22 protein-coding genes are annotated in these 20822 nt (G+C 47.4%); 10 read left to right on the top strand and 12 right to left on the bottom strand.

Annotated elements, in window-relative coordinates; genetic code table 11:
- Window positions 1-149: 149 nt before the first annotated feature.
- A complete protein-coding gene (locus tag ACOQOZ_RS20660; protein WP_420590040.1) occupies window positions 150-734 on the top strand; it encodes a DUF1289 domain-containing protein in 585 nt (194 codons plus the stop codon).
- A gap of 25 nt (window positions 735-759) precedes the next feature.
- Here ACOQOZ_RS20660 and ACOQOZ_RS20655 read toward each other — a convergent pair whose 3' ends face one another.
- Both ACOQOZ_RS20655 and ACOQOZ_RS20650 read right to left on the bottom strand, forming a co-directional pair.
- The gene (locus tag ACOQOZ_RS20655) at window positions 760-1557 is read right to left on the bottom strand and encodes a hydroxypyruvate isomerase family protein (protein WP_420590039.1); all 798 of its coding nucleotides are present in this window, start codon (window positions 1555-1557) and stop codon (window positions 760-762) included.
- Window positions 1554-2450, bottom strand: coding sequence for an NAD(P)-dependent oxidoreductase (locus ACOQOZ_RS20650; RefSeq protein ID WP_420590038.1), 897 nt, complete (start codon window positions 2448-2450; stop codon window positions 1554-1556). The genes ACOQOZ_RS20655 and ACOQOZ_RS20650 overlap by 4 nt, the downstream gene beginning before the upstream one ends.
- A 223-nt stretch (window positions 2451-2673) precedes the next feature.
- Here ACOQOZ_RS20650 and ACOQOZ_RS20645 point away from each other — a divergent pair, with 223 nt between their 5' ends.
- Window positions 2674-3501 carry an HDOD domain-containing protein gene (locus ACOQOZ_RS20645; protein WP_420590037.1) on the top strand — a complete coding sequence of 276 codons (828 nt, stop codon included), beginning with the start codon at window positions 2674-2676 and terminating at the stop codon, window positions 3499-3501.
- Between the two features lie 70 nt (window positions 3502-3571).
- Here ACOQOZ_RS20645 and bfr (ACOQOZ_RS20640) read toward each other — a convergent pair whose 3' ends face one another.
- The 6 genes from bfr (ACOQOZ_RS20640) to ACOQOZ_RS20615 all read right to left on the bottom strand — a co-directional run bounded on the left by bfr (ACOQOZ_RS20640) (window position 3572) and on the right by ACOQOZ_RS20615 (window position 9065).
- Window positions 3572-4039: a bacterioferritin gene (bfr, locus tag ACOQOZ_RS20640; protein ID WP_420590036.1), complete on the bottom strand. Its 468-nt coding sequence runs from the start codon at window positions 4037-4039 to the stop codon at window positions 3572-3574.
- Between the two features lie 21 nt (window positions 4040-4060).
- Window positions 4061-4525, bottom strand: a complete 465-nt coding sequence (gene bfr / locus ACOQOZ_RS20635) for a bacterioferritin (RefSeq protein WP_420590035.1) — start codon at window positions 4523-4525, stop codon at window positions 4061-4063.
- 250 nt (window positions 4526-4775) lie between these two features.
- Window positions 4776-5252 carry a DUF2947 domain-containing protein gene (locus tag ACOQOZ_RS20630; RefSeq protein ID WP_420590034.1) on the bottom strand — a complete coding sequence of 159 codons (477 nt, stop codon included), beginning with the start codon at window positions 5250-5252 and terminating at the stop codon, window positions 4776-4778.
- Window positions 5253-5330: 78 nt separating this feature from the next.
- On the bottom strand, window positions 5331-6605 hold the full coding sequence (locus ACOQOZ_RS20625; protein WP_420590033.1) for a sensor domain-containing diguanylate cyclase: 1275 nt from the start codon (window positions 6603-6605) through the stop codon (window positions 5331-5333).
- A 229-nt stretch (window positions 6606-6834) separates the two neighbouring features.
- Window positions 6835-8238 (bottom strand): threonine synthase, encoded by a 1404-nt coding sequence (gene thrC, locus ACOQOZ_RS20620; RefSeq protein ID WP_420592441.1) that lies wholly within the window; start codon window positions 8236-8238, stop codon window positions 6835-6837.
- A 305-nt stretch (window positions 8239-8543) separates the two neighbouring features.
- A complete protein-coding gene (locus ACOQOZ_RS20615; protein WP_420590032.1) occupies window positions 8544-9065 on the bottom strand; it encodes a DUF3087 family protein in 522 nt (173 codons plus the stop codon).
- 127 nt (window positions 9066-9192) lie between these two features.
- Between ACOQOZ_RS20615 and ACOQOZ_RS20610 the strand changes: the two genes are divergently transcribed.
- The 5 genes from ACOQOZ_RS20610 to ACOQOZ_RS20590 all read left to right on the top strand — a co-directional run bounded on the left by ACOQOZ_RS20610 (window position 9193) and on the right by ACOQOZ_RS20590 (window position 16047).
- Window positions 9193-11484, top strand: coding sequence for an ABC transporter substrate-binding protein (locus ACOQOZ_RS20610; protein WP_420590031.1), 2292 nt, complete (start codon window positions 9193-9195; stop codon window positions 11482-11484).
- Window positions 11484-12455, top strand: a complete 972-nt coding sequence (locus ACOQOZ_RS20605; RefSeq protein WP_420590030.1) for an ABC transporter permease — start codon at window positions 11484-11486, stop codon at window positions 12453-12455. Before ACOQOZ_RS20610 ends, ACOQOZ_RS20605 begins: the two co-directional genes overlap by 1 nt.
- A complete protein-coding gene (locus ACOQOZ_RS20600; protein ID WP_420590029.1) occupies window positions 12452-13945 on the top strand; it encodes an ABC transporter permease subunit in 1494 nt (497 codons plus the stop codon). The genes ACOQOZ_RS20605 and ACOQOZ_RS20600 overlap by 4 nt, the downstream gene beginning before the upstream one ends.
- A 1-nt stretch (window position 13946) precedes the next feature.
- Window positions 13947-15548, top strand: a complete 1602-nt coding sequence (locus ACOQOZ_RS20595; RefSeq protein ID WP_420590028.1) for an ABC transporter ATP-binding protein — start codon at window positions 13947-13949, stop codon at window positions 15546-15548.
- 187 nt (window positions 15549-15735) lie between these two features.
- Window positions 15736-16047, top strand: coding sequence for a hypothetical protein (locus ACOQOZ_RS20590; protein WP_420590027.1), 312 nt, complete (start codon window positions 15736-15738; stop codon window positions 16045-16047).
- Window positions 16048-16170: 123 nt separating this feature from the next.
- On the opposite strand, the gene ACOQOZ_RS20585 is transcribed toward ACOQOZ_RS20590, so the two are convergent.
- From ACOQOZ_RS20585 to ACOQOZ_RS20570, 4 genes are all read right to left on the bottom strand, one after another.
- Entirely contained in the window at window positions 16171-16677 is a 507-nt protein-coding gene (locus ACOQOZ_RS20585) for an SMI1/KNR4 family protein (RefSeq protein WP_420590026.1), read from the bottom strand.
- A gap of 123 nt (window positions 16678-16800) precedes the next feature.
- Complete coding sequence (locus ACOQOZ_RS20580) at window positions 16801-17100, bottom strand: hypothetical protein (RefSeq protein ID WP_420590025.1); 300 nt, start codon at window positions 17098-17100, stop codon at window positions 16801-16803.
- Between the two features lie 97 nt (window positions 17101-17197).
- Window positions 17198-17488, bottom strand: coding sequence for a type II toxin-antitoxin system RelE/ParE family toxin (locus tag ACOQOZ_RS20575; RefSeq protein WP_068659076.1), 291 nt, complete (start codon window positions 17486-17488; stop codon window positions 17198-17200).
- A complete protein-coding gene (locus ACOQOZ_RS20570; RefSeq protein ID WP_420590024.1) occupies window positions 17489-17758 on the bottom strand; it encodes a type II toxin-antitoxin system Phd/YefM family antitoxin in 270 nt (89 codons plus the stop codon).
- A gap of 205 nt (window positions 17759-17963) precedes the next feature.
- Between ACOQOZ_RS20570 and ACOQOZ_RS20565 the strand changes: the two genes are divergently transcribed.
- The 3 genes from ACOQOZ_RS20565 (at window position 17964) to ACOQOZ_RS20555 (ending at window position 20822) form a co-directional block, all read left to right on the top strand.
- Window positions 17964-18599, top strand: a complete 636-nt coding sequence (locus ACOQOZ_RS20565) for a TetR/AcrR family transcriptional regulator (RefSeq protein WP_420590023.1) — start codon at window positions 17964-17966, stop codon at window positions 18597-18599.
- 57 nt (window positions 18600-18656) lie between these two features.
- The gene (locus tag ACOQOZ_RS20560; protein ID WP_420590022.1) at window positions 18657-19772 is read left to right on the top strand and encodes an NADH:flavin oxidoreductase; all 1116 of its coding nucleotides are present in this window, start codon (window positions 18657-18659) and stop codon (window positions 19770-19772) included.
- Window positions 19773-19967: 195 nt separating this feature from the next.
- Window positions 19968-20822, top strand: coding sequence for an alpha/beta fold hydrolase (locus ACOQOZ_RS20555; RefSeq protein ID WP_420590021.1), 855 nt, complete (start codon window positions 19968-19970; stop codon window positions 20820-20822).

Below are 20822 nucleotides of genomic sequence, written 5' to 3'. Positions count from 1 at the left end.
CCTCCCCCAAGCTCGATCTTATCTCCTCTTTTTACGCATCAATACACCAATTTTATCCACCTGATTGTGACTCGCTATTTCCACGCAAACTGTTAATCTGAAGTTTGTGTATTACGGATAGTTGCAACGGCATGATTGATCAGGGTGAAATGTTTGAAATCGCAAACCCGTGCCGGGGTATTTGCGAAGTAAACAACAAAGGTTACTGCAAAGGATGTTTGCGCAAACGCGAAGAGCGCTTCCACTGGAATGAGTTCACCCCATTTCAAAAACAACTGATCGTCAATCTGTGTGGACGCCGTCGTGCCAAAGCCATTGCCGCCCGTCAACAAGCAGAGTGGCAAGCCAAATATGGCTCACCAGAACAAGATGTTGTCATCCCACAGCTCGATATGTTTATCAGTGAAGACAGCGCCGAAGATAAGAAACTGGCGGCAGCGGATATCAGTGCAGCTACAGAAAGCATTCAGGAAGAAGCCGATAAGTCAGCCGAGGCTAACACTGAAGAGCCTCAACCTCAGTCTCAACCGGAAACAGTAACAGCCAGTTTATTTGATATCAGCGACTCAACAGAGAATGATGGCCAGGCCGTCGCAGCCGAAACGTCAATAACTCAGAAGCAAGCAACTGAAGAAACAGTGCCACAGTCAGAGCCCCCAAAAGCCAGACAAGCCAAAACTAAACGAGCAAAAGCCGGGAAAGAATCAACGCCAGATCAGTTTGATCTGTTCTAACGATTTTACAGCTACGCCAGTGTACTCAAGAGCACTGAGCCACAGCACTGGCGAGTTCATTTTTCCAGCCTAAGGTCTTTGAAGTCAGCTGGGTCGGCTTATATTCAGCCCCAACCCAGCCTTTATAACCAGACGTCTCAATGGCCTGGAATATGGCGTGGAAATCCAGATTGCCGGTTCCTGGCTCACCACGGTCAGGGGTATCCGCAAACTGAATATGGCCAATATGGTCGGCATTGCGGGTGATCACATCACACACATCCTCACCCATCAGTGCCATATGGTAAACATCAAACTGTGCCTTGATGATATCCGGCTTGCCCAGCTCCTGAATAATATCGAACATATGCTGGCTGGAAGAAATCAGAAAGCCTGGCATATCACGGGTATTTATCGCTTCAAAGGTCGTGGTGATGCCAAACGGTGCCAGTGTTTCTGCCGTTTTCACCAGGTTCTTTTTAAACGTATCGAGATAAAACACTTTCTGGTTTTCGTCGTTACAACGACCCGGCAGAACATTCACACAGGAAACTTTTAACGCCCGGGCATACGCCAGGCATTCCACCAGTGACGCCGCGTATTCGGCCTGCTTACCGGGTACGGCCGCCAAGCCCTCCCCGCCTTGCATCAGGTCACCGGCAGGCACATTGATTAATACACAACGCTGGCCTGCGTCGTTTAACGCCCGCTGTACATCTGCCAGCGGAGTATCGTAAGGGAACTGTATTTCAACCGCAGTAAAGCCATCTTTTCGTGCAGCTTCAAAGCGCTTTAAAAAAGGTCGCTCGGTGTACATCAGCGACAAATTGGCGGTGAGTTTCAATCGGTTTTCTCCGTATACATCTCCACCAGCGTACAGGGGTCTTGTTCGTTATATCCCTGACTGCCGTGAAGTCTCATTAGTTCAGCGCCTAATCCAGCCATCGGAACTGAACTCTGCATGGTTTTGGCCAATTGATTAGCCATATCCAGGTCTTTTAATAATGTTTTAACGTGCCATTTTACCGGCTCAAAATCTCTGCTGGCCATGCGTGGCCCGGTCAGTTGCAATGGGATCGAGTCAGCAAAGCCACCTTTTAACGCATCCGGAATCTGAGCGGCATCCACACCTGACTTTTCAGCCAGCGCCATAACCTCAGCCATCACCAGAACGTTACAGCTTACCAACATTTGATTGCAGATTTTGGTCACCTGACCTGAGCCCACGTCGCCCATTCGGGTAACCCGCTGACTCAAAGGCTCCAGTATGCTGCGAACTGAGTCAATGTCCTGTTCACGTCCACCGGCCATGATTGCCAGCGTACCTTGCTCGGCTCCGGCAACTCCGCCGGAAACCGGCGCATCAATCCAACGAACACCCGCTTGCTGCAATAACGCCGCAGCCATGTCACGCGTCTGTTGTGGATCAATACTGGAGAAGTCGATCAGCAGTTGTCCATCACGTGCGAACTCAGCAATTCCGGATTCACCAAAGACAATGGCATTCACGGCATCGGTATCGGTTACACACAACATCAGAATATCACTGCGGTTAACCAGCTGCTGCAACGATTCACAAACCGTCAGACCGGCTGCCGCCAGAGGCTGGCACTTTTCCGGGTTGCGGTTCCACACGGCGACATCAAAACCTGCCTGATGCAGGCGGGTGCTCATAGGCACTCCCATCAGCCCCATGCCGATAAAACCAATCCGTTGCTGTGCGCTGAATTGTTGCATCCTGATTCGCTCCGAATTCACATTGGCGTCAATAATATCAAATAGTTAGCCAATAACTGAACGTTTATTTACGGAAAGCGCGAAACACTTTTGACACTTTTAGCGGGAAAATCCGCAGTAAAACAAGCCAAAGAAAAGTAACACGAATTAACAAGGAGATATTTACCCGATTGTGAAATCCTGTCCTATGCTTTCTGATAGGTAACTAAAGGAAGTAAAAAATATGAACATGGCATCCATTTTCTCTGAATCTCAACAACTGCCGCACATTCCTAAGGTGGTGCAGGAACTGATCGAAAGCTTCCGTAATGAAGATGTCGATGTTGACGAAGTCAGTAGCAAAGTCGCGATGGACCAGGCTCTCACCGCCAAAGTACTACGTCTCGCTAATTCCGCTCATTACGGCGTCTCACGCACGGTTGCGAATCCACATGATGCCGTGATGCTGCTGGGTTTTAATACGCTGCGCACCATGGTGCTGGCATCCGGTGTAACCGGTGCATTTAAAGCGCCTGCCGGTTTCGACCAGAATGCTTTTTGGCGTGATGCGTTTGCAATTGGCGCGTTGTCCAAGTGGATCGCTCCTTATGTCAGTGACTGCGATAAAGAAACTGCGTTTACTTGCGGTATGTTGCACTCAGTGGGCAGCTTGCTAATGCTGATGGTTATTCCGGAACAAGTCGCCAGCATTGATGAAGCTGAAAAACTCGGTGGCAAACGCCACGTGCTGGAAAATGGTCAGCTGGGTTTTAGCAATGCTGAAGTGGGTGCAGAACTCGCTAAGCGCTGGAAATTTCCGGAAGAAATGCAATCAGCCATTGCCGGTCAGAACGGACCGGAAACCGAACAGGAATACTCTAAATACGCCGGCATTATCTATCTGGCGAAATATCTGAAAAATGCCCATGACGAAAACTGGAGCGAGGAACAAATCATTGAGCAGTTCCCGCTGGCAGTTGCCGAGACAATTGGTATGGATGCTAAAAAAGCCTATGGTGACGTGGCGGAAACCACGGATCTGACTTCAGGTCTGGATGGTTTATTAGAATAATCTGGCACAATACAAAAAAGGGGCTCTGGAATTTTTCAGAGCCCCTTTTTTTATTTCAGAATAATCTGAATCACATTTGTGATTGCAGGTAGTTCTGCAGACCGATTTTATCAATCAGGCCCAGCTGTTGTTCCAGCCAGTGAGTGTGATCATTTTCCGTGTCATCCAGTAATACCTGCAACATATCGCGGGTCTGGAAATCACGAACCTGCTCACACAGCGCCATCACTTCACGCAAATCATCAATAACTTTGTATTCCAGGTTCAGATCGCTCTGCAACATAGCCGGCACATCCTGACCAATATTCAGGGGCGCGCGGGTAACCATGTCTGGTGTACCACCCAGGAATAAAATACGTTCGATCAGTTTTGAAGCATGACCTTTTTCATCTTCAAATTCGTGATCAATACGCTCGTATAATTTGCTCAGTCCCCAATCCTCGTACATACGGGAATGGATAAAGTACTGGTCCATGGCACTGAGTTCACCAGCCAGTAACTCGTTCAGTTTCTCTATAACCTGTTGATTACCACGCATAATATCGACTCCTCAAATGCCTTACATCATAGACTGTAAATAGTTTTCAATACCCACCTGGCGAACCAGCTCTTGCTGAGTTTCCAGCCAGTCGAGGTATTCTTCTTCATATTCCTGAATGTCCTGTAGCAGATCACGGGTTACGTAATCTTTTACCGATTCACAATATACGGTTGCTTCTTTCAATACTTCCAGCTGCTCTTCAATCTGGTCCAGATCACATTGCAGCATTTCTTCGGTATTTTCACCAATACGCAAACGGTTTAAACGTTGCAGATTTGGCAAACCTTCCAGAAACAGAATACGTTCGATCAGCTTATCGGCCTGCTTCATATCCTTAATGGATTTTTTATAGGCCTTTTCATTGAGGACACTCAGCCCCCAGTTTTTAAACATACGCGCATGCAGGAAGTATTGGTTAATCGACGTTAACTCAATACTCAGTATCTGATTAAGATACTCATTTACCTTGGCATCACCTTTCATTAGCTGACCTCCTCTCTCTTAGTATTTAGCAAGTGTATAAAGCGTTTATAACGAACGCAAGCTTATTGAGAAGATACCAAATTTAATAGAAAACAGGTTTATTCGCATTTGCACAAAGCCGCTTAAAATCAGCATTTTCAGGCAAAAAACCCGCAAAAATGCGGGTTATTAACAAATAGAAGCGGAAGCATTCACAAACATAACTGAGAGATATTTTTATTTGCCAGAATTGCCGCTATTTAAATAGAAATTATTTCGGTTTATTACCAATTTCAAAATGGCCATCTGACTCAAACCGAACAACCTGCTGGCGTTTTTTTCCTAATAAGAAAACCGAATCATCATAAAACAGAAAATTCTTCCAATGCTGTTTAAATATCTTCCAGTTAGTCTGAATTACGTTATGCAGGTCATAACAAAAATACACCACGGTATTGTCATCCCACTGGCAATGTTGCTCGATCAGTTCCGGTAACTGATTATCATCATCTTCCCACAGAGTTTGCCATTCCCCTTTTTCCAGCCAGACACCATTTTTTGCTGGCCAATCGTCGCCCAGAAAATGGCTGGCATGAGTCGCTTCTTTACTCAGATGCTGACGCCAGAATTGTTGTGCTGAATCATCTGCCAAAGGTTTGATGTGTAACTGGTTTTCATCCGGCACTGGCATATCCTTATGACGGAATATCCAGCCCTGTTTGTAGTCTTGTAATGCAATATAGTTCATATCAGCCTCTCAATTTCGCCAGAGGGTAACACCGCAACAAGCGAGGCTAAAGGGGTAATGTAATGACAAGTGCAGAGGTTATGCCGTGATGGTCCGGTTTTTACCAAGCGACTTAGCCCGGTACAAAGCGGCATCAGCATCTTTGACCAGCTTCTTGATACTGTCGTTGTGCTCCGTCAGGTGTCGCATGCCTATCGATACCGTACACTGAACATCGCCAGTGCTGGTTCGCAACGTTTGCTCAGCCAATTGCTGGCGCAGATCTTCACAAACATGAAAGGCATCTTCTGGCCGGGTTTGTGGCATAACCAACAGAAATTCTTCGCCTCCCCAACGCATCAGCACGTCACTGGAACGCACCCGGGATGCAAAGGTATTCGCGGCATTTTTCAGGACTTTATCGCCAACCTGGTGGCCATGATTATCATTAATGGCTTTGAAGTTATCGAGATCCATAATCGCAATACACAAATCATTGTTATGCCGTACTGCGAGTTTCAACAGCTGCTCAAATGCCGCATAACCGGCACGACGATTCAGTAGCCCGGTGAGTTCATCGGTGGTCGCCAGGTTTCGCAGCCTTTGCTCGAGTTCCTTTTGCTCGTTAATGTTGTGCACCATTCCGACAACACGCAGTGGCTGGCCCTGATCATCAGTCCGGCACACCATGCCACGGTCTTCCATCCACAGATATTTGCCGTTGCGATTCGCCAGCCGATATTGGGCTTCATAGCGCGAAGCTTGCCCCTGCAAGTGCTGCTCCATGGCATGCATAACCTGCTCGACGTCCTCTGGATGCAGTTTGCCTTTCCAGCTTTCCAGCACTGGCGCCATTTCATACGGACCATAACCAAGCATTTGTTTTAACCGCGGGCTGAAGAAAACCTCATCGGTCTCCAGATTCCAGTCCCACATGCCGTCAGTGGCTTCATTCAGAGCAAAAGACAATAACGGTTCACGCTGGCGCAGATCATCCTCCTGCTGTTGCCGCCGTGAAATATCAGACACTTCCGACAGCAGATATTCGCAACCGCCCCACTCCACTAAACGACTGACAACCTCAACCGGAAAGCCACTGCCGTCACTTCTGACATGCTGTCCAATAAAGGTGTAAGGAGATTCAGCCCGAATGGCTTCAACAATCTTGCGCCAGTGTGACAGATCGGCAACGTCTTGCTGCAAGCTGAATACCGTTTGTCGGCGAACCTCACTGAGGGACATCTTCAGCTGCTCCAGACCTGACTGGTTGGCCATCAGGATGGCACCGTCGTTCGGATCAATCAGATATACCGCCATAACCAACTGGCTATACGCATCAAAGCATTGTTCGATATAAGCTGACTGCGAACTCATTTAAGCAACCTGGAAAATTAGGAGGGAGCACGGGGTGCGATAAGTAATATTACCTGTAAGCATAGCCCAGATAATTCAGACTAAAGCAGGAGAAAATCACCCTTTTGTTGTTTTCTTGTTGCTCTACCGGCACCTGACAGCCACAAAAAAGCCGCATCAGTAAACTGATACGGCTTTTATCTGAACGGTCGAGGCTGATAGCAGAGATCAGCCTCTGATACCCACAGAATCAGTCGTTAAAGGTGTTCTTAGCAATAAATGCCTGAACTTCTTTAAGATCTGCTGGCAGAACATCAACCTTCTCTTCGCGATCCATCAGGTCACTCAGGTGATGTGGCAGTGCCGGTACTTCGAAACCAGCGCGCTCAACCGCTTCTGCAAATTTCACCGGATGAGCAGTACCCAGTGTAATCATTGGAATGCGGTTGTTACGACGACATTCACGTGCCGCTTTTACACCCACTGCCGTATGTGGATCCAGCAGGTAGCCGGTTTCTTCGAAGACTTCCTGCATGGTCTTGATGGTAGTGTCTTCATCAACCGCATAGCTGTCGAATACTTCGCGGGCTTTCGCCAGCTTCGACTCGTCCAGAGATACAATCTCTTCTTTGGCGTTCATCTTGGCCATCAGGTCTGCCAGCTGAGCACCGTCACGATCGTACAGATCGAATAACAGACGCTCGAAGTTACTGGATACCGCAATGTCCATCGAAGGAGTAATGGTGTGCTTCAGTGGACGTACTTCGTACTGGTTTTTGCTCATGAAGCGGTGCAGTACATCGTTACTGTTGGTACCGATAATCAGCTGCTCGATCGGCAGGCCCATTTTCTTCGCCATGTAACCGGCGAAGATATCACCGAAGTTACCGGTTGGTACCGAGTACGCCATTGGACGCAGAGGACCACCCAGGTTCAGTGCGGAATAGAAGTAGTAAACGATCTGAGCCATGATACGCGCCCAGTTGATGCTGTTTACTGCGACCAGTTTGCGCTCGCCACGCAGGAATTGCTGATCACCAAAGCTGGCTTTCACCATATCCTGTGCCTGGTCGAAGTTGCCTTCGATGGCGATGTTGTGGATGTTATCACCCAGAACCGTGGTCATCTGACGACGCTGAACTTCAGACACCTTACCGTGTGGGTGCAGGATAAAGATATCAACATTACGACAGGCTTTGGTGCCCTCAATCGCAGCAGAACCGGTATCACCGGAAGTTGCGCCCATAATCACAACTTTCTCGTGACGACGCTCCAGTACGTAATCCAGCAAACGACCCAGCAGTTGCAGAGCGAAATCTTTAAACGCCAGTGTTGGACCCTGAAACAGCTCCAGTACGTATTCGTTGTGATCGATTTGTTGCAGTGGCGCTACCGCTTTGTGACCAAAGCCTGAATACACCTCTTCCAGCATGGTTTTCAGCGCATCGGAATCCACACAACCTTCAACAAACGGGTAAACCACTTTGTGGGCCAGTTCGGTGTATGGCAGGTCCTGCCAGGAAGCGATTTCTTCCTGAGAGAAGGTTGGTACATCTTTAGGTACGTACAGGCCGCCGTCTGCTGCCAAGCCGGTTAACAGCACTTCTTCAAAGGTCAGTTCCGGGGCATTACCGCGGGTGGAGATATATTTCATCATGGTCAAAAGGCCAGTTATCGAAAATAGTCGTGGAAAAATTGTGGCGTATTCTACATCGACAGCGGTTATAAAGCATCCACCATATCGGTCTGCTTCGGCTGATGATCAGGCCAATCCCGGTTAGTTTTCACCACACCCATCGCAAGGAGCGCCACTCGGCACATCCCTATGCCTCGCCCTTCGGGCAGCTTCGCTGTGCAAAATTTGCATCCTGCAATTTTGTCCCTGCATCCTGCGATGGGCACGCAACCTCCATGTTGCTGCTCAGAAAACCAACCGGAATCGACCTTCCGGAGTTCGGGTTACAGCTGCTGAATCAACTCTGCACGGTAATCATCAGTGCTGATCGTTTTTCCCAGACTCGCCAGACGCTCATCAAACTCTTCAATCTGCTTGTTCAGATCATCCAGCGTCAGAGTGTTGTCTTCCAGCTGATACAGATGCCGGGAGCCATGCAGACTGAAGTAACGGATAACCAGAGCCGTGTGGAAAACCTCACTGTTTTGCTCGTCCTCCAACGCCGCTTCCAGTTTACGACTGGCACGATAGATACGGTTCAGTTCCTGCTTGAGTTTCCACATATAACGGATTTCCGCCATATAGGGTTTTTCTTTGATCAGACTGAACAACAGGATGGCGCTCAGTACCGCCGTGATCACTCCGGCCAGATTGTAAATAAAATTGGAACCATCCGGGTTGCCAAACAGCTCGATATAGAATGACGAAGCCGCTAATCCAACCACAAACAACATGGCTACCAAGCCGCCCTGAAAGCGGTTAAGGCGTTGTTTATACAAAGTTTTGTCAATCTGCTTCAGTTCCACCGTAATTTCCTGTTGAGTGCTAATCTTATCGGTTCAATGAAGTGCGGAGTTTAACACTGACAAGTGTTTTAGTTGTGTTAAAGTCCTGACAAACTACAAAAAATTGCCTGACCATCAGGGAACAATAATGACACTGGCCAGACGACTTTCAGCATTGATGCTGAGCGCTGCAAGCCTGCTCGGTTTAAGCGCCTGTTCCGACAGCAACTGGAACGATCCCCACCCGGAAAGCCCGGACAACGAGATTATTCTCTACTCCAGCTTTTCAGAACGTCCCAAGCATCTGGATCCCGCCCGGGCTTACAGCTCTGATGAATCGATTTTTATCGATCAGATTTATGAGCCACCGCTGCAATATCATTATTTAAAACGGCCCTATCAGCTGATTCCCCTGACGTTAACCGAAATGCCGCAAGTCCAGCTGTTGGATGAGCAAAATCAGCCGTTGGCTGATGACGCAGAAGCACCAGCTTACAGCCTCTACACACTGAAAATTCAGCCAGGCATCAGATATCAACCACATCCGGCGTTCGCGAGAAACCAAAATGGCGAGTTCACTTATCAATTCGCCGATGCTTCCCAATCGGCCGCATTTACCTCATTAAAGGACTTCACTGAAACAGGCTCTCAGGAGTTAATCGCCGATGATTATATCTACCAGATTAATCGCCTGGCTGATCCAAAGCGGCTGGCACCTTTGAGAGGTTTATTAAGCCAGTATATTGTTGGTATGACCGATACCAGCAAAGCCATCACTGAAGCGCGTAAACAACTAAAGGAAAACGGTGCTGACGACAACGCCTGGCTGGATTTACGCCAGTTTAATATGGAAGGTGTCAAAAAGATCGATGACCACACCTTCACCATAAAGTTAAAAGGCAAATACCCACAGTTTAATTACTGGCTGGCGTTCCACTTCTTTGCTCCGATTCCCTGGGCAGTCGACCGCTTTTATCACCTGCCGGGATTACCGGATAAAAACATCACCCTCGATTGGCATCCGGTCGGCACCAGTGCCTTTATGATGACGGAGAATAATCCGAACTCTGAGATTATCCTGAGTAAGAACCCGAACTATCGCGGTGAGCTGTATCCGTCAGAAGGTGAATCCGGCGGCTCTCAACCAGGCGACCGGGAAAAAGGCTTACTGGATGATGCAGGTAAAACCATGCCGTTTATCGACAAAGCCATTTTCCGCCTGGAAAAAGAAGCCATTCCGGTATGGACCAAGTTTTTACAGGGTTACTATGATCGCTCCGGCATCAGCAGCGATAGCTTTGATCAGGCAGTAAAAGTGGGTGGCGAAGGTATTACGCTGTCAGAAGAGATGATTGAAAAAGGCATCACCTTAAATAAATCGGTTCAGCCTTCTACCTATTATCTCGGCTTTAATATGCTCGATCCGGTGATTGGTGGCTACAGCGAAAAACAACGCAAATTACGTCAGGCCATTGCCATCGCTTACAACCAGGAAGAATTTATCAGCATCTTTTTAAACGGCCGTGGCGAAACCGCTATGAGTCCGGTTCCTCCGGGTATTTTTGGTTATCAGTCTGGTAAAGATGGTATCAATGATTACGTCTTCGACTGGCAGCAGGATGCAAATGATCCAACGTCTGGTAAAGCGGTACGTAAACCGCTGGAAGTTGCCAAACGTATGCTGGCAGAAGCCGGTTATCCGGACGGTCGTGATGCCAAAACCGGGAAACCGCTGGTATTAAACCTCGACACCATTTCCGGCTCCGGTACTCAGGCGCGCATGGAATGGATCAAAAAACAGTTCAAAAAGCTGAACCTGCAGCTGAACATTCGTGGCACCGACTACAACCGTTTTAAAGACAAAATGGAAAACGGTAATGCTCAGATTTATTTTTGGGGCTGGCTGGCCGATTATCCGGACCCGGAAAACTTCCTGTTCCTGCTGTACGGTAAAAATGCCCAGATCGACTCCAAATCCGGTGTGAACTCAGCCAACTATAAAAGTGCAGAGTACGACCGCTTATTCAAAAAAATGCAGTTGATGGAAAATTCACCAGAACGGGCAGAAATTATCGATCAGATGCTCGATATTCTGCATCGCGATACTCCTTGGGCAACCGGCTTCCATGGCCACAGCTATGCCCTGAATAACAGCTGGGTAAAAAATACCAAACCCCACGGCATTTCGAAAACCACCTTTAAATATCGTCGTCTGGATACCGAACTGCGCCGCGAGAAACAGCAACAATGGAATCAACCGGTATTGTGGCCACTGGGGCTGGTACTGCTGATTACTTTAATCATCGCAGTTCCGGGTTATCAGGCTTATAAACGTCGCCAGACCCGGGTGATCGACCATGACGGCGATCATAAACATGACAAGGCGACCTCAGAACGTTCAGGTACGTCATCAACAACTCAGGCGGAGGAGAATAACTGATGCTGGCTTATATTATCCGCCGCTTGTTTTACGCCATTCCGATTTTATTAGGCGTTAACATCATCACCTTTGCGTTGTTTTTTGTGGTGAACAGCCCGGACCAGATGGCCCGGGTTCATCTGGGCGATAAACACGTCAGTGAAGAAGCGATCCAGAGCTGGAAAGAACAACGCGGTTACGATAAACCGCTGTTTATTAATTCCGACAGCGACAGTCCATTAACGGACACCATCTTCTTCGATAAGTCGATTCGTCTGCTGGCGTTTGATTTTGGTAAATCCGATGAAGGTCGTTCGATTGGTGCCGATATTCAGGAGCGTATGTGGCCCAGCCTGGCAGTTCAGTTGCCTACCTTTGTAATTGGCATCTGGGTAAACATCGTATTTGCTCTGATCATTGTGATGTTCCGTTCCAGCTTATTTGACTACGCCGCGGTGACGTTATGCGTGGTTATGCTGTCGATTTCAGGCGTTTTCTACATCATTGGTGGCCAGTATTTGTTTGCCAAACTCTGGAGCCTGGTGCCGATATCCGGTTATTTACCCGGAGCGGACGCCACCAAGTTTTTAATTCTGCCGGTGATTATTGGTGTGATAAGTGGCATTGGCGCCGGAACCCGTTTATATCGCACAGTATTCCTCGAAGAAGCCACCCGCGACTATATCCGCACGGCCCGGGCAAAAGGCGTATCAGAACTGAACGTGTTATTTAAGCATCTGCTGCCCAACGGCATGATCCCGATTTTAACCAGTGTCGTCGTGGTGATTCCTTCGCTGTTTATTGGCAGCCTGTTGATGGAATCCTTCTTTGGTATTCCGGGGTTAGGCAGTTACACCTTAGATGCCATTCAGGCCCAGGACTTCGCCATTGTTCGCTCCATGGTGTTCCTTGGTTCGGTGCTGTACATCATTGGTCTGCTGTTAACCGATATTTCTTACACCTTAGTTGATCCAAGGGTGCGCCTGTCATGATTAAACCTGTTCTGTTGTGGAGCGATGCGCTGATCTTCTTATTGGTGACGTCGTTATTTTTATTCGCCTGGCAACTGCGCCAGAACCCACAGGCACGTAAGCGCTGGCATTCGGTATTTACCTCCAAAGTGGGCTTATCCAGTTTTATGGTGATTGTATTTTATGTACTGATTGCTCTGCTGGATTCCATCCACTTCCGCGAAGCCCTTCCACCTGCGACCATCAATGCCAATTCCATTGACAACATCAGCAATAGAAACGGTGAGCAAAACACCGTCAGTGAAGTGGTGGCTTACGATAACGAAGTGAAATCCGTACTCGATGTCATCCTCAGCGATATCGAGAAAAATCACGAAAAAACCTATTCAGCCCCTTTTGCGATTTATTCCTTTGCGAAGGAAAACAGTCAGGATGAATTTGGCAATGTGGTGCGTGAATACCCAAGGTTAAAAAGCGCAGGCCAGCATGTTAATAACGCTGACGAAGTGCTCGCCGATGTGATTACCCGTAGCGCCCAGGCCATTGTTAAAGCGCTGATTCTGACGGTGATTGTGATTGGCATTCACTGGTGGTTTAACCGTCGCCGGGAAAAAGTCCATGGCCCATCAGCCATTCCCTGGACAACCGCCTACTGGACATTTGCACTGCTGAGTATCATCAGTTTCTGGATGCTCGAACTGGGTAGTGTTTATCATATTTTTGGTACCGATAAAGTCGGTCACGACGTATTGGTGAACAGCTTAAAAGCGGTTCGTACCGGTGTATTAATTGGTACGCTGGCCACCCTGCTGACTCTGCCAATCGCCATTATTCTGGGCATCAGCGCTGGCTACTTTAAAGGCTGGGTCGATGATGTGGTGCAATACATTTACACCACCTTAAGCTCGATTCCCGGCATTCTGCTGATTGCAGCATCGGTGTTATTAATCGACGTTTATATCGAAACGCATTCTGAAGAATTCGATCTGACCATTTTACGTGCCGACTTTAAATTCCTGGCACTATGCGCCATTCTTGGTTTAACCAGCTGGACTGGTTTATGCCGTTTATTACGGGCTGAAACGTTAAAGATTTCCCAGCTGGATTATGTTCAGGCCGCCCATGCCTTTGGCGTGTCGCATCCCCGGGTGATTGGCAAACACATTCTGCCCAACGTTACCCATATTATTCTGATTGCTCTGGTACTGGATTTCTCCGGCTTTGTATTAGCGGAAGCCGTGTTGTCATACATAGGCGTGGGCGTTGATGCCAGCATGGGCAGTTGGGGCAATATGATTAATGCCGCCCGTTCCGAATTATCTCGCGACCCAGCCGTGTGGTGGTCTGTTTCTGCGGCCTTTGTCTTTATGTTCAGCCTGGTATTGGCGGCTAACCTGTTCTCCGACCAGGTGCGTAACGCGTTTGATCCACGCCTGGCACATAACACAGAAAAAGCCGGACATAACGACGAGTCGGAGTCGTCTTCTGCGACAACACAGGGAGCGAACTAAGATGGTCGAACATGTTTTATCTGTCGATAATTTATCCATTTCGCTGAGTCAGAACCCGGATGTGAAGCTGGTGAAAAACATCAGCTTTAACATCAATCAGGGTGAAATTTTTGCCTTGGTTGGCGAGTCTGGTTCCGGTAAATCGCTGACCTCGCTGGCTATTATGCGCTTATTAGATGAAGCACTGGCAATCAGTAGCGGTACGATTCATCTGCGTGGCGATAACTTATTCGCCCGTACCGAAATGGGCATGAACACAGTACGTGGTCGCAAAATTGCGATGATTTTTCAGGAGCCACAAAGCTCGCTGAACCCGGTACAGACCATTGCCCAACAATTACGGGAAGTGATCGAACTGCACCAGAAAGTGGCTGCCGCCGATATTCAGACACGCCTGGTGGAATTATTAACCGAAGTCGGCATTCCCGAGCCGGAAAAGCGCTTAAGCTGGTATCCACACCAGCTGTCTGGTGGTCAGAAACAACGTGTGATGATTGCCATGGCACTGGCTTGTGAACCCGAGCTACTCATTGCTGATGAACCAACAACGGCACTGGATGTAACCATTCAGAAGCAGGTGTTGGAGCTGTTAAACGAGTTACGTAAAAAACGTGATTTAAGCGTGTTATTAATCACCCACGATATGGGTGTGGTGTATCAAATGGCTGACCGCATCGCAGTGATGCAACACGGCGATATTCTTGAACAAACCGATCGTGATAGCTTCTTTGCTAATCCTCAGCATGAATACAGCCGCCAGCTGATTCATTCCCTGCCACGTCAGGATCAGTTTTTACAGCATCAGCAAAAAGATCAGGCGCTGCTAAAAATCGACAACCTGAAAGTCTGGTTCCCGCAAAAAAAAGGCATTCTGCAACGTACCGTGGGTCATACCAAAGCGGTGAACGATATCAGCCTGTCGCTGGATCAGGGCGAAACCCTGGCATTGGTGGGTGAGTCCGGTTGCGGCAAAACCACCACCGGCAAAGCGATTTTACGTTTAAACCCGGTGTATGGCGGTGAACTGTATTTCCGTGGCCAACGTATTGATCAGCTATCCCGCAATGACTTTATGCCGCTGCGCAAAGAGATTCAGGTGATTTTCCAGGATCCGTTTTCATCGATGAATCCACGTATGAGCATTCGTGAAATTATCGAAGAAGGTATGTTATCTCTGGGCGTGGAAAAAGATGCGGCAAAACGCGAACAAACCATGCAGGAGTTGTTGGTTAAAGTTGGCATGCTACCGGAACACCTGGATCGTTTCCCACACGAATTCTCCGGTGGTCAACGCCAGCGTATCGCTATTGCCCGTGCTTTAGCGGTAAATCCAAAACTGATTATTTGTGACGAACCAACGTCGGCTCTGGACGTTTCTATTCGTGGTCAGGTGCTGGAATTATTACGCGAGTTACAACAGGAACTGGGCGTTTCTTATCTGTTTATAACCCATGATTTATCCATTATTCCGCATCTCGCTCATAAAGTTGCAGTGATGAAAAATGGACAGATTGTTGAGCAGGGAGAAACTGAGCAGGTAATGCGTGATCCACAGCATTCTTATACAAAAGAGTTGTTGGCAGCGGCGCCAAGGATTCAGTGATTCTCAATAAAAATCAGCGGCCACTTGGCCGCTCATTCCCTATATAAATAAAAATTTTCAATTTTCCAACAGGGTTTACAACCTAAACGCCAGCCAATAAAATAATGATATAAAACATTATTAATGTGCCAAATCTATTTGGCATAAAAAATAGAACGACTAATTATTGAAACAAGGAGCCTGTTGAATGAATAGCGTTTATGAACAGCCATTAGAACTACTATTGCCACTATTACCAGATAAATGTGAGGAAGTTTTCATACATTGTTCTTATCTTTCCAACTCTGCGACCTACAGTGCAGAGTATAAATTATCAGGCTCCTCAGACTGGATCTCTGTGAAAGACTCCTCTCTGGAATTAGTATATTGGGTTTCATCCCATGGCGATGAAACAAGCAAGGGTGAAAAGAAGTGGACTCACCTTGACTTGACATATTCATTAGAGAGCGGGGATGTCATCATTAAATACAATAATGATCCTTCAGATATGCTGGGGTAAAACAAAAATAGCTGAGAAACTTAAATCGATTAGAATGTATGACTAGATAAATTTTTTTTTGGCTAATAAAAATTATAAAGTTTGTTTTCTATTATGTTTGAAGATCTCGCATCACATTAATTACTAAAATTCACTCTCATGAAAAAGTGCATTCATACCTCTCATAGGCTTGTACTTACCAAGACGAATATCTTTATTAAAGTTACTTAGAAATTCTTCCAGGCTATTGGAAACTACTTCGTCTGGCCCAATTTCATGAGAGTATTCAATTATCCTCCCTGACTCTAAATCTATACAGTAGTAATCACCACCACCAGATTCCATAACCGGGTGATAAACTCTACCCTCTTGGCCATATTCCTGTAAAAATTGAACTTGAGTATCACGTTGCTCAGTTAAACTTAAGAGTCTCCAGCCACCAAAAAGACCTTGAGACTCTGAAGATTCACCATCATTTAAAAGATGTATAGATTTAAGACCTTCCGGAAGCATATAGCCCAGTTCAAGCTCTACTGATTCGATAGTTGATATACTCCCGGGCTGAGATATGAAACTTAGGTGGCACCGATATTCTTCACCAAGCCAGGATAAAATTTTCAACCATTCCACAGCGACCTTTGAGCGGGCCATATCAAATCCTTTTTATGTAGCGACAACGCCTGAATTGCCTTAATACTATGGTGTGCTGGTAATTAAGCACACAAAAATAACAAATATATCATTTACATTAATAATGAACAAATGAATATAGGCTTAATTGATAATCAACCCAGCATCTCTAAAGCTATTAATTATCGACTCCGCCAATAGCTTATTAGCCAGCCTCGCTGTTGCAGGTTCTGGTGGAATTTGTTGGATTACCGCTTTGGTCAGGCTATGCAGCCCAGGTAGATAAGGCACCAGCTGCTCGGCAGCAAACTGATGATTGAAGTGATAGGTCTGGCTGATGTTTTTCAACAACACCGCCAGAAACAACCTGCTGTATTCATCACTGGAATATGGACTGTCACAGCGCTCAGCCGGAAACGGAATGACGTTACCTTCGTCGCTCATACTTCCTCCTCACCTTCATGCTTCTCGCCTTCAGGCACTCTTTCAGCCTACCACGAAGCAAATCGAGAATTCTGCTACAGATAAATTCGATATAAGCCTATTCCGGTAATTCCAGCTGCCTTTCGCTACGCCAGACCCGAATCAAAACGATTTCATCATTATGAAGAAGATAAACCACCCGAAACGGTGGATGAATTAATTCGCGAATATGCTGCGCTTCAAACTCAGGTACCACACGGCCTGATTCTGGATGCATTTTCAGCATTTCCAACTTGCGAACAATATCTGTCACAAACTCCTGACCAACAGCAGGAACGCCCTGATCGCGGTAATAACGCTGAATGGCTTTTAAATCCTGCAACGCCGAATTGGCGATACGAACATCCATTTATTCGATTCCCAGTGCCGCCTTTGCATCTTCTAAGGAAACGGTATCCCCTTCTTTAACATCCATCAGCCCCTGAGCGACAGCTTTGACGAACGCAAGCTCTTCAGCGGTTTTTTCGTATTCTTCCAACCCCTGAACCACGGCAACACCACGACCACGGCTGGTTAGCAGCACGGGCCTGCTGGTTTCCTGAACATGGCCAACAACCTTACCGGGGTTAACCTTAAGGTCAGACAAAGGCACAACATCTTCTGAAAATTTAACAGCCATCTGATCTCTCCTTTAATAAGACCAATAATTAGCACCTGTTAACAGGTGCGGTCAATCCAGCTGACAGCTTAAATACGCCTGGCCAACCGTTTTCACCTCCTACCTTGGCACTTTTGACCCGTTTCAAGCCTACCTACCAGTAGGTAGGCTAGTAGTCATACAACAAACAACTGCAGACAGCAGCTACCAACGAATGAGTTAAACCATGTCCGCCAACCACGCTACAAACCCCAACCGTAAGCAGCAGATCGTCGAGTTATCCGCCGATTTGCTGCGCGAGAAAGGTTTCAGTGGTTTCAGTTATCAGGACTTGGCCAAGACCTTAGGTATTAACAAAGCCAGTGTGCATCACCACTTCGCCCAGAAAGTCGATTTAGGTCTGGCGTTGTGCGACTGGACTCAGGAATGGCTGCAACAAGGGTTTGAGCATTTTGATGCCAGCAACCAGTCGCCACTGGAGAAGCTGAATCATTATCTGGCAACGGCTGCGCGTCATACCTTTAATGAACAAAAGATTTGCCCGGTCAGTGCGTTAAACAGTGAACTGGTGCGGCTGCCGGAAGCCATGCAACAGCGACTGGCAGAGTTAGCCACTTTCGAGCTGAACTGGATTGAGCAGGTTATTGCCGATGCTCAGCAAACAGATGAATTAAAACCCATTGCCAGCCCGCAACAGATGGCGCAGCTGTTTATTCATAGCTGTAAAGGTGCGCTCTACTATGGTCGTCTCCAGAGCTATGGCCGGCTTAAAAACTATGGCCGCTTACAAATTGACCTTGAAACCGGAAAACAATATTTCCAGCACAGTATGGAATTATTAATTAATCAGTGGCGTGACTAACATGCCAACAAATAATTCGTAACAAGAACAGACAGAACAAAAAAACAGGATATCGCTATGACACATAACGCTGCTTTATTTCAGCCAATCGAACTGGGCCCATTATCGTTAAAAAACCGCATCGTAATGGCGCCGATGACCCGTACTTATTCGCCGGGTAACGTTGCCAACGATATGGTGGCGGCTTATTACGCTAAGCGTGCAGAAAACGAAGTGGGCCTGATCATTACCGAAGGTACCTGTGTTGGCCATAAAGCCGCAAACGGTTATCCACGTGTACCGTTTATTTATGGTGACGAAGCTTTAGCAGGTTGGAAAAAAGTGGTCGATGCAGTACACGCTAACGGCGGCAAAATTGCTCCACAGCTGTGGCACGTTGGCGCCATCCGTAAAGAAGGTGTTGAGCCAGATGCGTCAGTACCAGGTTACAGCCCTTCCGGTTTGGTAAAACCGGGCAAAGAAAATGGCGTCGCTATGAGCCAGGACGATATTGACGACGTGATCGAAGCGTTTGCCCAAGCTGCAGAAGATTCCAAAAATATCGGTTTTGATGCAGTAGAAGTTCACGGTGCTCACGGTTACCTGATCGATCAGTTCTTCTGGGAAGGCACCAACCAGCGTGAAGACCAGTACGGTGGTGATTTAGTCGCCCGTACCCGTTTCGCCTGCGAAATTGTTACTGCCATTCGTGAACGTGTGGGTGAAGATTTCCCGATTATTTTCCGTTTCTCTCAATGGAAACAACAAGATTACTCAGCACGTTTAGCCAACACGCCGGAAGAGTTAGAAGCTTTCCTGAAGCCACTGGTTGAAGCCGGTGTGGATATTTTCCACTGCTCTACCCGTCGTTTCTGGGAAAAAGAATTCGAAGGTTCGGATCTGAACCTGGCTGGCTGGACCAAAAAAATCACCGGCAAACCTGCCATCACCGTCGGCAGCGTTGGCCTGAACGCCAGCTTTATCGATGAAGAAAAGAAAGACATGATCGACGCGTCCGGAGTACAAACAACGTCTTTCGAAGAACTGAACCAGCGTATGAACGACGATGAGTTCGAGCTGGTCGCCGTAGGCCGTGCCTTATTACAAGATCCGGAGTGGGTATTAAAAATTAAAGACGGTCGTTACGACGAACTGGAAGATTATTCCAAGCAATCGCTGATGCAGCTGGTTTAATCGCGTTTTTATCGCCAGTTTTTGAAGCCTCTGAAAGCACCCTGAACGGGTGCTTTTTTTGTCAGGCTTTTACGGCGCAAATAGCTGAGACAGATGGCAGAAACTGACTTAGCTCAACCGGGCAGTTAACGATACACTGTTGCCAGTTTTCCAGTTCCCGATTTTTCCCCTATTCCCTGAATTACGAGCAACACAATGACAAAGCCGGTAACCATTCAATGTGCCGATGGCCAGACACTTAAGATTCATCAGTTTGATCAGGTTAAAGCAGAAACCGCCAAAGGCGTGGTAATTATCGCCGGTGCCATTGGTGTCGCCCATGGCTTCTATCAGAAGTTTGCCCAACACCTGAACGAACAGGACTATATCGCTTTGACCTTTGATTATCGCGGCACTGGCGATAACGCCCATTGCACCGAAAAAGGTCCATTACATCTGGCCGATTGGGGTGCTCAGGACATCGAAGCGGTTATTCAACATGCCAGGCAGTATGAATTACCCGTCTCTGTGGTTGGTCATAGCATGGGTGGCCAGTTATTAGCGTTAGCGCCGTCAGCTTCAGAATTAAACAAGGTCGTTATGGTCGCTTCGTCCGCTCCACACTGGAGTCGCTGGTCCTGGCCACACAGTTTTAAAATGTTGCTGGTCAGCCGGGTTATATTCCCGCTGGTTGCACGCTTAACCAAAGACTTTCCGACCAAAACCTTCGGCCTTGGCAATATCACCATTCCGTCAGGTTTATTCCGCCAGTGGGCACGCTGGATGACTCGCACCGATTACCTGCTCGACCCGGGTTTTAAACTGGATACCCGGCAATATCAGACATTAAATGTTCCGACTCTGGCATTGGGTTTTTCTGACGATGACCTGGCACCGGAGGTGAACATCCGTCATTTAATGAAGCTGATGCCAAATCTGGATTCACAGATTCAGATTGTTGCGCCACAACAAACTTCATCAAAGACTATTGGTCATACCGGTTTCTTCCGCGATAAGTTTAAAGAAGAACTGTGGCCTATTTCCCTCGACTGGTTGAGCAGCAAATCATAA

This window comes from Bacterioplanoides sp. (assembly GCF_965219715.1).
Taxonomy (GTDB): Bacteria; Pseudomonadota; Gammaproteobacteria; order Pseudomonadales; family Oceanobacteraceae; genus Bacterioplanoides.
The sequence above is the reverse complement of the archived record's forward strand: the minus strand, read 5'-3'. Positions and strand labels throughout refer to the sequence as shown.

Coding starts and splice junctions, on each gene's coding strand:
- ACOQOZ_RS20660 (WP_420590040.1), top strand. CDS start 150: ATGTTTGAAATCGCAAACCCGTGCCGGGGTATTTGCGAAGTAAACAAC.
- ACOQOZ_RS20650 (WP_420590038.1), bottom strand. CDS start 2,450: ATGCAACAATTCAGCGCACAGCAACGGATTGGTTTTATCGGCATGGGG.
- ACOQOZ_RS20645 (WP_420590037.1), top strand. CDS start 2,674: ATGAACATGGCATCCATTTTCTCTGAATCTCAACAACTGCCGCACATT.
- bfr (WP_420590036.1), bottom strand. CDS start 4,039: ATGCGTGGTAATCAACAGGTTATAGAGAAACTGAACGAGTTACTGGCT.
- bfr (WP_420590035.1), bottom strand. CDS start 4,525: ATGAAAGGTGATGCCAAGGTAAATGAGTATCTTAATCAGATACTGAGT.
- ACOQOZ_RS20630 (WP_420590034.1), bottom strand. CDS start 5,252: ATGAACTATATTGCATTACAAGACTACAAACAGGGCTGGATATTCCGT.
- ACOQOZ_RS20625 (WP_420590033.1), bottom strand. CDS start 6,605: ATGAGTTCGCAGTCAGCTTATATCGAACAATGCTTTGATGCGTATAGC.
- thrC (WP_420592441.1), bottom strand. CDS start 8,238: ATGAAATATATCTCCACCCGCGGTAATGCCCCGGAACTGACCTTTGAA.
- ACOQOZ_RS20610 (WP_420590031.1), top strand. CDS start 9,193: ATGACACTGGCCAGACGACTTTCAGCATTGATGCTGAGCGCTGCAAGC.
- ACOQOZ_RS20605 (WP_420590030.1), top strand. CDS start 11,484: ATGCTGGCTTATATTATCCGCCGCTTGTTTTACGCCATTCCGATTTTA.
- ACOQOZ_RS20600 (WP_420590029.1), top strand. CDS start 12,452: ATGATTAAACCTGTTCTGTTGTGGAGCGATGCGCTGATCTTCTTATTG.
- ACOQOZ_RS20595 (WP_420590028.1), top strand. CDS start 13,947: ATGGTCGAACATGTTTTATCTGTCGATAATTTATCCATTTCGCTGAGT.
- ACOQOZ_RS20590 (WP_420590027.1), top strand. CDS start 15,736: ATGAATAGCGTTTATGAACAGCCATTAGAACTACTATTGCCACTATTA.
- ACOQOZ_RS20585 (WP_420590026.1), bottom strand. CDS start 16,677: ATGGCCCGCTCAAAGGTCGCTGTGGAATGGTTGAAAATTTTATCCTGG.
- ACOQOZ_RS20580 (WP_420590025.1), bottom strand. CDS start 17,100: ATGAGCGACGAAGGTAACGTCATTCCGTTTCCGGCTGAGCGCTGTGAC.
- ACOQOZ_RS20575 (WP_068659076.1), bottom strand. CDS start 17,488: ATGGATGTTCGTATCGCCAATTCGGCGTTGCAGGATTTAAAAGCCATT.
- ACOQOZ_RS20570 (WP_420590024.1), bottom strand. CDS start 17,758: ATGGCTGTTAAATTTTCAGAAGATGTTGTGCCTTTGTCTGACCTTAAG.
- ACOQOZ_RS20565 (WP_420590023.1), top strand. CDS start 17,964: ATGTCCGCCAACCACGCTACAAACCCCAACCGTAAGCAGCAGATCGTC.
- ACOQOZ_RS20560 (WP_420590022.1), top strand. CDS start 18,657: ATGACACATAACGCTGCTTTATTTCAGCCAATCGAACTGGGCCCATTA.
- ACOQOZ_RS20555 (WP_420590021.1), top strand. CDS start 19,968: ATGACAAAGCCGGTAACCATTCAATGTGCCGATGGCCAGACACTTAAG.